Below are 14,139 nucleotides of genomic sequence, written 5' to 3' on the forward strand. Positions count from 1 at the left end.
CCGGCTCCGTCATCGCCCGATCCCGATCCCGCGTGGAAGGATGACGCAACCCACACATATCGAGGAGATGACCGCGTGCCTGGCACAAACCTGACCCGCGAAGAGGCGCAGCAGCGCGCGAAGCTGCTGACCGTTGACTCGTACGAGATCGACCTGGATCTCTCCGGCGCGCAGGGTGGGGGTACCTCCCACTCGAGCGAAGCCGAGAGTGGGGGAGGAACCTACCGGTCCGTGACCACGGTGCGCTTCGACGTGGCCGAGGACGGCGACGGCGCGGAGTCGTTCATCGACCTGGTCGCTCCGACCGTGCACGAGGTGACCCTCAACGGTGACTCCCTCGACCCCGCCGAGGTCTTCGCGGACTCCCGCATCGCCCTGCCCGGTCTGCTGAAGGGCCGCAACATCCTCCGGGTGGAGGCCGACTGCGCGTACACCAACACGGGTGAGGGCCTGCACCGCTTCGTCGACCCGGTCGACGACCAGGCGTACCTCTACACCCAGTTCGAGGTGCCGGACGCCCGCCGCGTCTTCGCGAGCTTCGAACAGCCGGACCTCAAGGCGACCTTCCGGTTCACCGTGAAGGCGCCGGAGGGCTGGACGGTCGTCTCCAACTCGCCGACCCCCGAACCGCGCGACAACGTCTGGGAGTTCGAGCCGACCCCGCGCATCTCGTCGTACATCACGGCGCTGATCGTCGGCCCGTACCACTCCGTGCACAGCGTGTACGAGAAGGACGGCCAGTCCGTCCCGCTCGGCATCTACTGCCGCCCCTCTCTCGCCGAGTACCTGGACGCGGACGCCATCTTCGCGGTCACCCGGCAGGGCTTCGACTGGTTCCAGGAGAAGTTCGACTACGCGTACCCGTTCGCGAAGTACGACCAGCTGTTCGTACCGGAGTTCAACGCGGGCGCGATGGAGAACGCGGGCGCGGTGACGATCCGCGACCAGTACGTGTTCCGGTCGAAGGTGACCGACGCCGCGTACGAGGTGCGGGCCGCCACGATCCTGCACGAGCTGGCCCACATGTGGTTCGGCGACCTGGTCACCATGGAGTGGTGGAACGACCTGTGGCTGAACGAGTCGTTCGCCACCTACGCCGAGGCGGCCTGCCAGGCCGACGCGCCCGGCTCGAAGTGGCCGCACTCGTGGACGACGTTCGCGAACCAGATGAAGACCTGGGCCTACCGCCAGGACCAGCTGCCGTCCACGCACCCGATCATGGCCGACATCGGCGACCTGGACGACGTGCTCGTCAACTTCGACGGCATCACGTACGCCAAGGGCGCCTCGGTGCTGAAGCAGCTCGTCGCGTACGTCGGCGAGGACGAGTTCTTCCGGGGCGTGCAGGCGTACTTCAAGCGCCACGCGTACGGCAACACGCGCCTGTCGGACCTGCTGGGCGCTCTGGAGGAGACCTCCGGCCGCGATCTGAAGACGTGGTCGAGGCAGTGGCTGGAGACGGCCGGCATCAACATCCTGCGCCCGGAGTTCGAGACGGACGGCAACGGTGTCATCACCTCCTTCGCCATCCGCCAGGAGGCCCCCGCGCTGCCGGCCGGCGCGAAGGGCGAGCCGACCCTGCGCCCGCACCGCATCGCGGTCGGCCTGTACGACCTCGACGAGGCGAGCGGCAAGCTGGTGCGCGGCGACCGCGTCGAGCTGGACGTCGACGGCGAGCTGACCGCCGTACCGCAGCTGGCCGGCAAGCGCCGTCCGGCGGTCGTCCTCCTCAACGACGACGACCTGTCCTACGCCAAGGTCCGCCTGGACGAGCAGTCCCTGGCCTTCGTCACCGAGCACCTGGGCGACTTCGAGTCCTCGCTCCCCCGCGCGCTGTGCTGGGCCTCCGCCTGGGACATGACGCGGGACGCGGAACTCGCCGCCCGTGACTACCTCTCGCTCGTGCTGTCGGGCATCGGCAAGGAGTCCGACATCGGTGTCGTGCAGTCGCTGCACCGCCAGGTGAAGCTGGCGATCGACCTGTACACCGATCCCGCCGCCCGCGAGACGCTGCTGTCCCGCTGGACCGACGCCACGCTGGCCCACCTGCGGTCCGCGGAGGCGGCGAGCGACCACCAGCTGGCGTGGGCCCGCGCCTTCGCGGCGACCGCCCGCACCCCGGAGCAGCTTGACCTGCTGGAGGGGCTGCTGGCCGGCACGCAGACCGTCGAGGGCCTGGCCGTCGACACCGAGCTGCGCTGGGCGTTCGTCCAGCGGCTGGCGGCGGTGGGCCGCTTCGACGAGGCGGAGATCGCCGGCGAGTACGAGCGGGACAGGACGGCGGCCGGTGAGCGCCACGCCGCGACCGCCCGCGCGGCCCGCCCGACGGAGGAGGCCAAGGCGGAGGCCTGGGCCTCGGTCGTGGAGTCCGACAAACTCCCGAACGCCGTCCAGGAGGCCGTCATCGCCGGCTTCGTCCAGATCGACCAGCGCGAGCTGCTGGCCCCGTACACGGACCGGTACTTCGAGGTCCTGGCGGACGTCTGGTCGTCCCGCTCGCACGAGATGGCCCAGCAGATCGCGGTCGGCCTCTACCCCGGCATCCAGGTCTCGGGCGAAACCCTCGACAGGACCGACGCCTGGCTGACGGCCACGGCCCCCAACGCGGCCCTGCGCCGCCTGGTCTCGGAATCCCGCGCGGGAGTGGAACGGGCGCTGCGCGCCCAGGCGGCGGACGCGGGAGCGTAACCCGTACGCCTGCCGCGGCAGGGGCGCCCGGCTTCGCGCCGGGCGCCCCTCAGACCACCGGCTGGTCCCGTGCGAGATCAGGTGCGTTTGAGGGCGTCGATGAAGGAAGCGAAGGCGGGGGCGGGGAGGGAGAGGGGGGTGCGGGACGGGGACTTGGAGTCGCGGATGGCTATGCGGGGGCCCAGGTCAGCGATCTCGACGCAGGCGTTGCCGTCGCCGCTGCCTGAGTAAGAGGACTTCCGCCAGTTGTCGGGAGTAGTCACCGGGCGCCTCACAGCTCCTTGGTCAGTCCATGGATGAAGTCACGCGAACGCTCAGGATCGAGCGACACCGCCTCCACTCTACGAAAGAGCGTTCGGAACACTCCGAGTTGCGCTTCCGAATCCACGAAGACCGCACGGTCCGGGCCGTCACGCAGGACGGTGTCCAGTCTCGGCACCGCTCCCCCGGCGTACACCATGGCGGCAGTGATGTCCGCGAAGTCCTCCAGCGCAAAGGGAATGACCCGGACGGTCACGTGCTCGGCGTCCGACAGCTCCAGGATGGCCGCGAGTTGGGCCCGCGAGGTTGCCCGGCCGCCCACTCTGATCCGCAACGCCGCCTCATGAACCAGGGCCTCGTACGGGACGGGCCGCGCGCTCTCGATGACAACTCGCCGCTGCATGCGGTGCCGCACCCGCCACTCAAGTTCGTCCCCGGGGAGTTCGGGGACCCGCCTCGAGAAGAGCGCACGGGCGTAGTCCTCGGTCTGCAACAGGCCCGGCACATGCAGGAAGTCCACGTCCCACCGGAACGTGGCATGGTGCTCGAGCTCGGACAGGTCCAGGAAGGCCGTGGGCAGAAGGCCGCGGAAGCCTTCCCACCAACCACGCACCCGTTCCGTCGACATCGCTGCCAGCGCGTCGACCAACCCTGGGTCTGTGCAGGCGTAATGCGCGGCCAGCCGCCGCAGCCTCTGTTCACTCACACCAGTGGTACCGGCCTCGATCTGACTGATCTGCACCGAGTTCACACCGAGCAGCGCTGCCGCCTCCCGCGCGCTGAGACCTGCCGCCTCCCGAAGCCGACGGAGTTCGACGGCCAGACGTAGTTGTCGTGCTGTCGGCTCACGCCTGGTCCCCATCGACGGCTCCTCACTCAACACGCCGTTCGGCGCAACTCGTTCGGGCGTCAGATTACGCGACCCACTTGCTTCAGGTTAAATCTAAGGTCTACTTTCGGTGACGACGCGCACACACACAGCACCTCGGGCGTGGAAGCGCACCGCTCCGTCCCGCCGCGACGGGCGGCAATGACACCAACGCCCCAACCCCTCGCCTACCCCAAGGAGTCCGCATGCCCGGATCCGAACCGTGGGAGTACTCCCTCCACATCCCGAACGACCCCAGAGCCGTCACCGTCTGCCGCCGCACTCTCCGCCTGATCCTGACCATGCACGGCCTGATCGGGCTGGTCGACGTCGCGGAGCTGCTGGCCACGGAGCTGGTCGCCAACGCCGTACGGCACACCAAGGGGCCGGCGGCCCTGCGGGTGCACTGGTCGGGGACCGGTGTGCTGCGGATCGGGGCCTGGGACGCGGACCCCTCTCCGCCGGAGCCTCCGGAGCCCTTCGAGCCGGCGCTGGAGCGGGAGGACGGGCGAGGGCTCGCGCTCGTGCGGTCCTGCGCCGACGAGTGGGGGTGGCAGCCGCTGACCAGGGGCGGAAACAGGGGAAAGGTGGTGTGGTGCGAGCTGGCGCCGACTGGAGGCGCGATTCGAGAACGGTCGTTCTTGACTGGGCGTTCTTGAATCCCGTAGGGTCCTGGACATGGGACGACCACGCGCCTTCGACACCGACCGGGCCGTCGAGTCCGCGGCTGCCCTCTTCGCCACGCATGGCTACGAGGGGACCTCGGTGGACGATCTGGTCACCGCAACCGGGGTCCACCGGGGCAGCCTCTACAAGGTGTTCGGGTCGAAGAGAAGTCTGCATCTGACCGCTCTTCGTCATCACCTCGACCACGAGATCCACCCGAGCACCGCAGCCATCGCCACCTTGACCGACCCCGAGCAGGCACTGGCGGCGGCCATCGCCTCCTACGACAACGGGCCGGCCTCCGGGCTGCTGCTGCTCGCCGCCGCCGAGCGCGCACCCCATGACGCCGACGTCGCCGCGCTGGTCGCGGAGGGCATCGCCGCGCTACAGGACGCCCTGCGCCCTTCCCACGGTGATGCCGCACCGCAACTGACCTCCACCGTCCTCGGCGCGCGCCTGAGGGCGCGCGCCGCCCGGCCGACCGTCTCCAAGGAGCACTGACCATGGCCCTGATCTCCGTCGACCGCGAACGCGGCCTGCTGACCGTCGAGTTCCAGGGCCTCGACAGACTCTGGACGCTCAAGAGCCGTCTGGAGATCCCCCTCGCTCATGTGCGCGGCGCCACCCATGACCCCGGGATGGCGCGCGAGCCGAAGGGCATACGCGTCACCGGGACCCACTTCCCGGGCTACATCACCGCCGGACGCTTCCGGCAGGGCGGGGAACACCTCTTCTGGGATGTGAAGAACCCCGACAAGGCGGTCGTCGTGGCGCTCGCCGATGGCGGGACCTACGACCGCCTCGTCATCGAGGTCGACGACCCACGCGCCACCGTGGCGCTCATCGAGCGGTCCATCGAACGCGGTTGACGCCTCGCGGACGACTCAGCGGCCTACGGCGCAGGCGTCCCCGTCGAGCATGAACCGCGCCGGAGGCGTGACGTCGCCGGTGTGTTCGGTGAGGTAGCCGAGGGTGACGCTCGCGCCGGGGGCGATCGTGGCGTTGTGCGGGGCGTTGACCGCCGTGATCACGTTGCTGCCCTGGGTCAGGGTCGTGTTCCAGTCGGAGACGACCGTCTGGCCGAGGGCGAGCGGGAACTCCAGCGTCCAGCCGTTCACCGGTGTGTCACCGGTGTTGGTGACGGTGAGGTCGACCGTCGCCCCGGTGCCCCAGGACGTCACCGTGCGGTCCACCCGGCAGGTCGGTTCCTCCTGGGCGAAGGACACCTTGTACAGGCCGCCGGGGAGATCGTTGACCACGTAGAACTCGCCGTCGGCGGTCGTGCCGATCGACGTCACCTGGGTCGGCATCTCCCCGATCTCCGCTTCCTCGTAGCCGCCGCTGCCGTCGGGGCGCAGTGCCCACACCGTGGACGAGCAGTAGTCGGTGGCGATGTACGTGCCGCCGGCCAGGCCGGCGTGGTCCCGGCCCCGGTAGACGTGGCCGCCGATGACCGAACAGCCGCCGGTGTAGGGGGAGTACGTGAAGACCGGCTCGGTGTACTCCTCACCGGGCACGCAGTCGCCGTCCGTGAACTTCTCCAGGCCCTCGTAGCAGGACCAGCCGAGGTTCAGCCCGCCCCGGCCGGGGGCGAGATGGTCGATCTCCTCCCAGCGGCCCTGGCCCACGTCGCCGATCCACATCGAGCCGTCGGCGGTGTCGAAGGAGAAGCGCCACGGATTGCGCAGGCCGTACAGCCAGATCTCCTCGCGGGCGCCCGGCGTGCCCACGAACGGGTTGTCGGCGGGGACGCAGTACGGAAGCGGGTCGCAGGCGCGGCTCACGTCGATGCGCATGATCTTGCCTAGGAGGGTGTCCAGCCGCTGCCCGGCGTGGAAGGGGTCGCCGGAGCCGCCGCCGTCGCCGATGCTCCAGTACAGGTTGCCGTCGGGACCGAACGCGAGCTGGCCGCCGTTGTGATTGCTGAACTCGGCGTGTTCCTGGGAGAGAAGGGGTTCCAGGCGGGAGTCGTCGAGGCGGTAGCGGGCGACGGTGACCGCGCCGTCGGGCAGTGCGGTGTAGGCCAGGTAGAGGTGGTGGGTGTCGGCGAAGTCGGGTGGGAGGGCGATACCGAGCAGGCCGCGCTCGTTGCCTGATTCGTCCACGGCTGACGTGATGTCGAGGAGGGGTGCGGCCGCCAGGCCGGTGTCCGGGTGGTAGACGCGTACCGTGCCGGACTTCTCCGTGATGAACAGGCGGTCCGTGCCGTCGTCGGGGGCGGCCAGGGCGGTCGGGCGCCGCAGGCCGGAGGCGACCTGGGTGGTGGTGGCGCGGAGGGAGGGCAGAGGGACCGAGGGCGCGGCCTTCGTCGTCTCCTTCGGGGGCGGTGCGGGGTCCGCCGCGGCCGAGGGCAACGGGGTGAGCACGCTCAGCAGGAGGGCCAGCAGAACGGGCCCGGTCCAGCGGGGTCGTGGCATGTCGGCTCCAGAAACGAGGGGGGACGCTGACACAGCGGTGGTGCCTCTGGTGCTTCTTCGGGTGGCGGGCGCGACCGGTCTTTCCCACCGCGGTTCCACGGCGGCGTGGGAGCGCTCCCGCGACCTCCCAGGCTGCGCGTCGCCGCACAGGGCAGCAATGATTGAACGCGCCACTTTCGCCCCCCATGGCGCAAACGCTGCGGCCACTCGGCGCCGTTCCTCCGAGGTCGGCCGAAATAAAGTCACTGGCAAGCTACTTAGTGTCAACCTAGTTTCTTGCGGATGACCGGGCTCCGGCGGATACTCCTGGCCATGAGCACACCCGCCGAGCAGCGCCGCAAGGATCCCGTCGACGCGATCGTCGAGCAGTGGGCCCAGGTGCGGCCCGACCTCGACACGGCCGGCATGGAGGTCTTCGGTCGCGTCTACCGGCTCGCGCGCGCCATGGGCGACCGGATGGAGAGGGCGTACGCCAGGTACGGCGTCTCCCGCGGGGAGTTCGACGTCCTGGCCACGCTGCGCCGGTCCGGGGAGCCCTACACCCTCTCCCCCCGCCAGCTCTCGGGCGCGCTGATGCTGACCACCGGCGGGATGACGGGGCGTCTCGACAAGCTGGAGCGCGCGGGTCTGCTGCGCCGCTCCCCCGACCCGCACGACCGGCGGGGACTCCAGGTGACCCTCACCGACGAGGGACTGCGGCTGATCGACCAGGCGGTCGGCGCGGGTTTCGCCGAACAGGCGGCGGCGCTGTCCGCACTGGACGGGGAACGGGCGGCTCAACTGGCCGATCTGCTGCGGGACTTGCTGTTCGCGACGGAGAGGCAGGGTTAGGGGTCCGGCGCTCCGGGAGCCGACAGCACGGAGGGCGCCGGCTCCGCGTGTGCGGCGGTGCCGGCGCCCTCGGGAGAGTGCGCGGGGGCCGCCCGGGTGGGCGGCCTGCTCCGGGTCAGGCCTTGGCTTCCGCCTTGGCCTTGGTGCTGATGTTGGAGCTGGTGACGTCCTTCTTCTTGTGCGACTTGTCGCCCACCATCACCAGCCCGGCGATGATCGCGAACAGTGCGACCGGGGCCAGGACGTAGAGACCCAGCGTCTCGACCACGCTCAGGCCCGTGCCGGGGTCGTCGCCGTCGTCGCGGGTGAGCGCGAGCGCGGGGGACGTCATGAGCAGCATCATCAGCGTCGTACCGGCTGCCAGGGCGCCGGCGCGCAGGGCGTTCTTCTTGTCCACGGTCCCCAAAGTATCGAACGCGGATCAGCTGCGCGCGCCCGGGGTGTCCTAAAGGGGCGCGGCGGGGCCGGCGGGGTCCCGAAGGGAGCGGGCGGTGTCGTGTTCGGCCCGGGATACGGGAGGGCAGCGCAGGCGGGTGCGAGCCGGGGGGAATCGCGCGGCCCGGCGCAGGCGGGGTAGCTCCGATGCCTTCGAAGCACTGGGGGAGGCACGACTGCCCGCAGGGGGGCGGGGGTCCGGTGGGTGGCGTGGTCGGCCCTTGCGGAGCCCCGGGACGCGGTAGGCCGCGCGGGAGTCCCACGGGGACGCGGTACGCCGCGCGGGAGTCCCACGGAGACCCGGCGACGGAGACGCGGGGGTCCCACGGAGACCCGGCGACGGAGACGCGGGGGTCCCACGGAGACCCGGCGACGGAAACGCGGGGACGGGATCCGCGAAGGGGGTGGCGGTGGCGGGTGCCGGGCGGGGCTCGTCGGGGGGTCTACTCCCGCAGTACGTCCAGCAGGGCCCGCAGTCTCGGCGACCCCGTCAGTTCCTCCAGCGTCACCGGGCGCCCGGCCGCGTCGGCGATCGGCAGCCGCCAGTTGGGGTACTGGTCCCAGGTGCCCGGCAGGTTCTGGGGGCGGCGGTCGCCGACTCCGTCCGGCAGCCACACGCCGATCATCCGTGCCGGGGTCCGCAGCAGGTACCGGTGCACGGCCCGGATCTCCGCCTCCTCCCCGGAAGCGGCGTCCAGCAGCCCGAGCCGCGCCAGCAGCTCCCGCCACTCGCGGACGTCCGCCGCCGCCTCCGCCCGCTCTTCCTCCAGCGGCCGGGTGAGCAGCCCCAGGCTGTCCCGGAGCTCCACGTGCTCACCGCTCAGGCGGGCCGCCGTGGGCGGAAGGTCGTGGGTGGTGGCCGTCGCCAGGCAGTCCGCGCGCCAGGCGTCCGGCGGCAGCGGGCGGCGGTCGCCCTCCCAGTCCCGCTCGAACCAGAGCACCGAGGTGCCGTACACCCCGCGTGCGCGCAGGGCCTCGCGGACGCCCGGCTCGACGGTCCCGAGATCCTCCCCGATCACCATCGCCCCGGCGCGGGACGCCTCCAGGACGAGCACGGCGAGCATCGCCTCGGCGTCGTAGCGGACGTAGGTGCCCTCCGTGGGCGGGTGGCCCTCCGGAACCCACCAGAGCCGGAACAGCCCCATCACATGGTCGATGCGCAGCGCCCCCGCGTACCGGAAGAGCGCCCGGAGCAGCGCGCGGAAGGGGGCGTATCCGGAGTCGGCGAGGCGGTCGGGGCGCCAGGGCGGCAGACCCCAGTCCTGGCCGCGCGCGTTGAAGGCGTCCGGGGGCGCGCCGACGGACATGCCGGCCGCGAAGTGATCCTGCTGCGCCCAGGCGTCGGCGCCGGCGGGATGGACGCCGACGGCGAGATCGTGGACGATCCCGACCGGCATCCCCGCTTCCCGCGCCGCGCGCTGGGCGGCGGTGAGCTGGGCGTCGGTGAGCCAGACGAGACGGGAGTGGAAGTCGACGCGGTCCGCCAGCTCCCGGCGGGCGCGGGCGGTCTCCGGTGACCCCGGGTCGCGCAGCGGCGCGGGCCAGCGGTGCCAGTCGGGGCCGTGGACCTCGGCGAGGGCGTACCAGGTGGCGTGGTCCCGCAGGGCCTGGCCCTGACCGGCCAGGAAGTCGGCGTAGGCGGCCTCGCGGCCGGGGCCCAGCGGGACCTGGTGCGCCAGTTCCAGCGCCTCCCGCTTGGCCTCCCACACGGCGTCCCGGTCGATCAGCGCGCCCTTCCCCAGCACCGCCTCGCGCAGCTCCCCCGCCCGCTCCAGCAGGGCGTCGACGCGGCCCCGGTCCTCCACGTGAGCGAACTCGGGGACGTCCTCGACGCGCAGGTGGACGGGGTCGGGGAAGCGGCGGGACGAGGGGCGGTAGGGGGAGGGGTCGGTCGGAGGGCCTGGGACGGCCGCGTGCAGGGGGTTGACCTGGACGAACCCGGCGCCGAGGGTGCGCCCGGCCCAGCCGGCGAGTTCGCCGAGGTCGGCGAGGTCGCCCATGCCCCAGGAGCGGCGTGAGAGGAGCGAGTAGAGCTGGACCAGCAGGCCGCGGGAGCGGGTGGGCGGCGCGGGCAGCCGGGGCGGAGCGACGATCAGGTGGGCGTGGGCCGTGCGGCCGTCCGGGGCGGTGGCGGTCACCGCGTGCACACCGGGCGGGAGGTGTTCGGCCGAGGCGCGGGTCTCACCCTGTTCGGTGCGGATGCTCAGCCGGGTGGCCTCGGGGAGTGCGGCCAGCGCGCCCGGGGTGCCGGTGCCCCAGCCGACCACGGTGGGCGGCAGCAGCCGTTCGCCGAGTGCGTGTTCGCGGGCGGTGAGGGCGGTGCGGACGGCGTCCGGGGTCGCCGCGTCCACGTCCAGGGCGGCCAGCGCGAGGGTGACGGCGGTGGCCGAGGCCGCGACCGTGCGGTCCGGGGAGGGCTGGTAGGAGGTGGCGACGCCGTGCAGCGCGGCGAGCCGGGACAGGTCCTCGGAAAGGGGCTCGGCCGGCCGTGGCGCTCCCACGCTAGGGCTCCGGGCGGTACTGGGCCGGGAAGGAGTCGAGTCCGGAGGCGTCGGAGCAGTCCATGTAGGCGTCGGACTCGCTGGTCAGGGGGGTGGCCTCGGCGAGGGGCGGTTCGCTGGTGAGCGGCTCGGCGTCCGGCAGCGGGGGTTCGCTGGTCAGCGGGAGTTCGACGCAGGGGCCGTCCGCGCCGAAGACACAGAGGTGGAGGTCGTCGGCGGAGGTCTCCGCCGTGGGTTTGGACAGGGCCGGAGCAGGAACGTATGCCGGTGCGGTCACAGATGGTCTCCTCGTCGAGCACGGTCCGCGGGTCACGCGGGCGTGCGGGTGCGGGTCGTGCGGGTTATCTCGCAGCCCTACCCAGCGGGCGCGATGCCAGACGCACAAAGTCTTCCAACGTGGTCCTGCTCACATTCTCTCCCTGCCCTCTCCTCCCACAGTGGGACAAACGCGCCACTACGTCCACTCTCATTGACACGTTCACCGCAGAAATGGTGGGCTCAGGGCTTCCCGGTAACGGAATGGAAACGGCGGGCCGGCCGGTGGCCGGCCACCGAGCGCATCAGGAGGGTCCGTGGGGCTGCGGCGTGGGAGCAGGGCGAGCGCCAGGAGGACCGCCCTCGCGTTCGCCGTCCTCGCCGGAACCCTGGGCACCGCGCCGGTGGCCGTGGCGGCGCCGCCCGCGCCCGGGGCGACCGCGCCGCCCGCCGCCGACCCGGTGGGGGCCGCGGCCCTGTCCGTATGGCCGCGCCCCCATTCCCTGCGTGCGAACGGCGCGGCGGTCGAGGTGACCGAGGAGGTCGCCCTGGCTGTGGACGGGGCGTCCGACCCGTACGCCGTCGAAGCACTCAGGGGACTGCTGCGGGAGGCCGGGGCGCGCCGGTTCACCGCCCCCGGCGCACCGAAGCCCCAGGGGGCGCTCGTGGTGCGCGTGAGCAGGGAACGCGCCTCGGACGACCCCCGTCACGCCCTACCGGACGGCGGCTACGCACTGACCACCGGACGGGGCGCCGTCTCCCTCACCTGGGCGGACGGCGACGGCCTGTTCCACGCCGTGCAGACGCTGCGGCAGCTGCGGCGCCCGGACGGCACCATCGGCGCGGCCGTCGTACGCGACTGGCCGGGCACCGCCGTGCGCGGCGTCACCGAGGGCTTCTACGGCACCCCGTGGACGCACCGGCAGCGGCTGGCCCAGCTGGACTTCATGGGCCGCACCAAGCAGAACCGGTACCTCTACGCCCCAGGCGAGGACCTGCTGCGGCAGGCCCGCTGGCGGGAGCGGTACCCGGCCGGGCAGCGCGCCGAGTTCCGGGAGCTGGCGGAGCGGGCGCGGCGCAACCACGTCACCCTCGGCTGGGCGGTCGCGCCGGGGCAGGCGATGTGCTTCGCCTCGGAGGAGGACCTGCGGGCGCTGACCCGCAAGCTGGACGCGATGCGGGCGCTGGGCTTCCGCGCCTTCCAGCTCCAGTTCCAGGACGTCAGTTACAGCGAGTGGCACTGCGAGGCGGACGCCGACCGGTTCGGATCCGGGCCCGAGGCGGCCGCCCGCGCCCAGGCGCACGTGGCGAACGCGGTCGCCCGGCACCTGGCCGGCCGGCACCCCGGCTCCGCCCCGCTGTCGCTGATGCCGACCGAGTACTACGAGGAGGGCTCGACCGCCTACCGGCGGGCTCTCGCGGACGCCCTGGAGCCGGGCGTCGAGGTGGCCTGGACCGGGGTCGGGGTGGTGCCGCGCACCATCACCGGCAGCCAGCTGGCGGACGCCCGGAAGGTGTTCGGGCATCCACTGGTGACCATGGACAACTACCCGGTGAACGACTACGCGCCCGGCCGGATCTTCCTCGGCCCCTACCAGGGCCGTGAGCCGGCCGTGGCCGCCGGTTCGGCCGCGCTGCTCGCCAACGCGATGGAGCAGCCCGAGGCGTCCCGTATCCCGCTGTTCACGGCCGCCGACTTCGCCTGGAACCCGCGCGGCTACCGCCCCCGGGAGTCCTGGCGGGCCGCGATCGCCGACCTCGCCGGGGGTGACGCGCGGCGCCAGGAAGCACTGGCCGCGCTCGCCGGGAACGCCGCCTCCTCGGTGCTGGGCGGGACGGAGTCGGCGTATCTGCGTCCGCTGATGGAGGAGTTCTGGCGGAGCCGGCCGACGGCGCGCGGCACCGGGGAGAGCGCGGCGGCCGTCCGGCTGCGCGCGGCCTTCATGACCCTGCGCGATCTGCCGGGCCGGCTGTCCGGCACGGCGCTGGCCGACGAGGTCGCCCCGTGGACGGACCGTCTTGCCCGTTACGGCGACGCCGGCACGACGGCCCTGGACATGCTGCGCGCGCAGCAGGCCGGGGACACGGCCGCCGCCTGGACCGCCTTCCGGAAGCTGGGCGAGCAGCGGGACGGGGCGGCGTCCGTGCGGGCGAAGGCCGGCGAGGGCGTGCTGGAGCCGTTCCTGCGCCGCGCGCAGAAGGCGTACGAGAGCTGGGCGGGCATCGACCACGAGCCGCCCGCCCGCTCCGGTGGCGAGCGCACCCTCGACCTTCCTCGCGCCCGCGCGATGAACACCGTGACGGTGCTCACCGAGCCGGGGACGGCAGGGGCCGTGGAGGTACGTGCGCCGGGCGGGGAGTGGCGCCGGCTCGGCGCGCTGTCCGCGCGGGGCGCCACCGAGCTGCGTACCGGCGGCGAACCGGTCGAGGCCGTCCGCGTCACCGGCGCGGATCCCTCCCGGGTGCGGCACCTGGTCCCGTGGTTCGCGGACGCGCCGGCCGCTTCCCTGGAGCTGCCCGACGACCGTACGGACGCCGACATCGGCGGCACCCGGCGGCTGACGGCCACCCTCGGCTCCCTGCGCCCCGGGGAGGTACGCGGCAGGCTGACCGTCGAGGCCCCGGAGGAGCTCGGCGTCCGGGTGCCGGGGAAGGCACTGACGGTTCCGCGCGGTACGCCGGTGGAGGTACCGGTCGAGGTGACCGTGAAGCCGGGCACGCCGGCCGGGTCCTACCAGGTCCGGCTCGGCTTCGGCGGCGCGACCCGGGCGCTGACGGTGCACGCCGTCCCCCGCACCGGCGGCCCCGACCTCGCCCGCACCGGCCGGGCAGGCTCCTCCGCCGACGAGACCCCCGACTTCCCCGCCCCGGCGGCGAACGACGGTGATCCCGGCACCCGTTGGTCCTCCCCCGTCGAGGACGACGCCTGGTGGCAGGTGGAGCTGGAACGCCCGGTACGGCTGGGCAGGGTCGAACTGCACTGGCAGGACGCGTACCCGTCGGCCTACCGCGTGGAAATCTCGGCGGACGGACGCAACTGGCGCACGGCAGCGGAGGTACGGGACGGCAAGGGCGGCCGGGAGACCATCCGCATGGACGAGCGGAACGTCCGCCACATCCGCGTCCAGGGCGAGAAGCGGGCGACGCGGTACGGCTACTCACTGTGGTCGGTGGAGGCGTACGCGGTCGCGGACTGAACGCCCACCCGTTCTCTCGT

General features: G+C 72.6%; 12 protein-coding genes. 6 read left to right on the forward strand and 6 right to left on the reverse strand.

The features are described 5' to 3' along the window. The first annotated feature begins 75 nt into the window (after positions 1-75). A complete protein-coding gene (gene pepN / locus HTV45_RS21770) occupies positions 76-2,688 on the forward strand; it encodes an aminopeptidase N (RefSeq protein ID WP_215207512.1) in 2,613 nt (870 codons plus the stop codon). A gap of 77 nt (positions 2,689-2,765) precedes the next feature. Here the strand turns inward: pepN and HTV45_RS21775 are convergent, their stop codons facing one another. Next, positions 2,766-2,951 carry a DUF397 domain-containing protein gene (locus HTV45_RS21775; protein ID WP_215207513.1) on the reverse strand — a complete coding sequence of 62 codons (186 nt, stop codon included), beginning with the start codon at positions 2,949-2,951 and terminating at the stop codon, positions 2,766-2,768. Positions 2,952-2,959: 8 nt separating this feature from the next. After that, positions 2,960-3,811, reverse strand: a complete 852-nt coding sequence (locus tag HTV45_RS21780; RefSeq protein ID WP_215207514.1) for a helix-turn-helix transcriptional regulator — start codon at positions 3,809-3,811, stop codon at positions 2,960-2,962. A 212-nt stretch (positions 3,812-4,023) separates the two neighbouring features. Between HTV45_RS21780 and HTV45_RS21785 the strand changes: the two genes are divergently transcribed. Genes HTV45_RS21785 through HTV45_RS21795 form a run of 3 tightly spaced genes read left to right on the forward strand, consistent with a single transcriptional unit; the run spans position 4,024 to position 5,352 of the window. Continuing rightward, a complete protein-coding gene (locus tag HTV45_RS21785) occupies positions 4,024-4,476 on the forward strand; it encodes an ATP-binding protein (protein WP_215207515.1) in 453 nt (150 codons plus the stop codon). A 19-nt stretch (positions 4,477-4,495) separates the two neighbouring features. Beyond that, complete coding sequence (locus HTV45_RS21790; protein ID WP_215207516.1) at positions 4,496-4,984, forward strand: TetR/AcrR family transcriptional regulator; 489 nt, start codon at positions 4,496-4,498, stop codon at positions 4,982-4,984. 2 nt (positions 4,985-4,986) lie between these two features. Continuing rightward, positions 4,987-5,352 (forward strand): hypothetical protein, encoded by a 366-nt coding sequence (locus tag HTV45_RS21795; RefSeq protein WP_215207517.1) that lies wholly within the window; start codon positions 4,987-4,989, stop codon positions 5,350-5,352. A gap of 15 nt (positions 5,353-5,367) precedes the next feature. Here HTV45_RS21795 and HTV45_RS21800 read toward each other — a convergent pair whose 3' ends face one another. Continuing rightward, entirely contained in the window at positions 5,368-6,900 is a 1,533-nt protein-coding gene (locus HTV45_RS21800; protein WP_215207518.1) for a PQQ-dependent sugar dehydrogenase, read from the reverse strand. A gap of 312 nt (positions 6,901-7,212) precedes the next feature. Here HTV45_RS21800 and HTV45_RS21805 point away from each other — a divergent pair, with 312 nt between their 5' ends. After that, positions 7,213-7,731 (forward strand): MarR family winged helix-turn-helix transcriptional regulator, encoded by a 519-nt coding sequence (locus HTV45_RS21805; RefSeq protein ID WP_215207519.1) that lies wholly within the window; start codon positions 7,213-7,215, stop codon positions 7,729-7,731. A gap of 115 nt (positions 7,732-7,846) precedes the next feature. Here the strand turns inward: HTV45_RS21805 and HTV45_RS21810 are convergent, their stop codons facing one another. The 3 genes from HTV45_RS21810 to HTV45_RS21820 form a co-directional block, all read right to left on the reverse strand. Next, entirely contained in the window at positions 7,847-8,128 is a 282-nt protein-coding gene (locus HTV45_RS21810) for a hypothetical protein (RefSeq protein ID WP_215207520.1), read from the reverse strand. 481 nt (positions 8,129-8,609) lie between these two features. Beyond that, entirely contained in the window at positions 8,610-10,667 is a 2,058-nt protein-coding gene (gene malQ, locus HTV45_RS21815) for a 4-alpha-glucanotransferase (RefSeq protein WP_215207521.1), read from the reverse strand. A 1-nt stretch (position 10,668) separates the two neighbouring features. After that, positions 10,669-10,944, reverse strand: coding sequence for a hypothetical protein (locus tag HTV45_RS21820; protein ID WP_215207522.1), 276 nt, complete (start codon positions 10,942-10,944; stop codon positions 10,669-10,671). A gap of 295 nt (positions 10,945-11,239) precedes the next feature. Between HTV45_RS21820 and HTV45_RS21825 the strand changes: the two genes are divergently transcribed. After that, positions 11,240-14,119, forward strand: coding sequence for a beta-N-acetylglucosaminidase domain-containing protein (locus HTV45_RS21825; RefSeq protein ID WP_215207523.1), 2,880 nt, complete (start codon positions 11,240-11,242; stop codon positions 14,117-14,119). The last annotated feature ends 20 nt before the right edge of the window (positions 14,120-14,139 follow it).

The organism is Streptomyces sp. CHD11 (genome assembly GCF_018638295.1).
Classification (GTDB): Bacteria; Actinomycetota; Actinomycetes; order Streptomycetales; family Streptomycetaceae; genus Streptomyces.

What these genes read in the sequence shown, in the direction of transcription:
- HTV45_RS21780 (WP_215207514.1), bottom strand. Translation starts at nt 3,811, where the DNA reads ATGGGGACCAGGCGTGAGCCGACAGCACGACAACTACGTCTGGCCGTC.
- HTV45_RS21785 (WP_215207515.1), top strand. Translation starts at nt 4,024, where the DNA reads ATGCCCGGATCCGAACCGTGGGAGTACTCCCTCCACATCCCGAACGAC.
- HTV45_RS21790 (WP_215207516.1), top strand. Translation starts at nt 4,496, where the DNA reads ATGGGACGACCACGCGCCTTCGACACCGACCGGGCCGTCGAGTCCGCG.
- HTV45_RS21795 (WP_215207517.1), top strand. Translation starts at nt 4,987, where the DNA reads ATGGCCCTGATCTCCGTCGACCGCGAACGCGGCCTGCTGACCGTCGAG.
- HTV45_RS21800 (WP_215207518.1), bottom strand. Translation starts at nt 6,900, where the DNA reads ATGCCACGACCCCGCTGGACCGGGCCCGTTCTGCTGGCCCTCCTGCTG.
- HTV45_RS21805 (WP_215207519.1), top strand. Translation starts at nt 7,213, where the DNA reads ATGAGCACACCCGCCGAGCAGCGCCGCAAGGATCCCGTCGACGCGATC.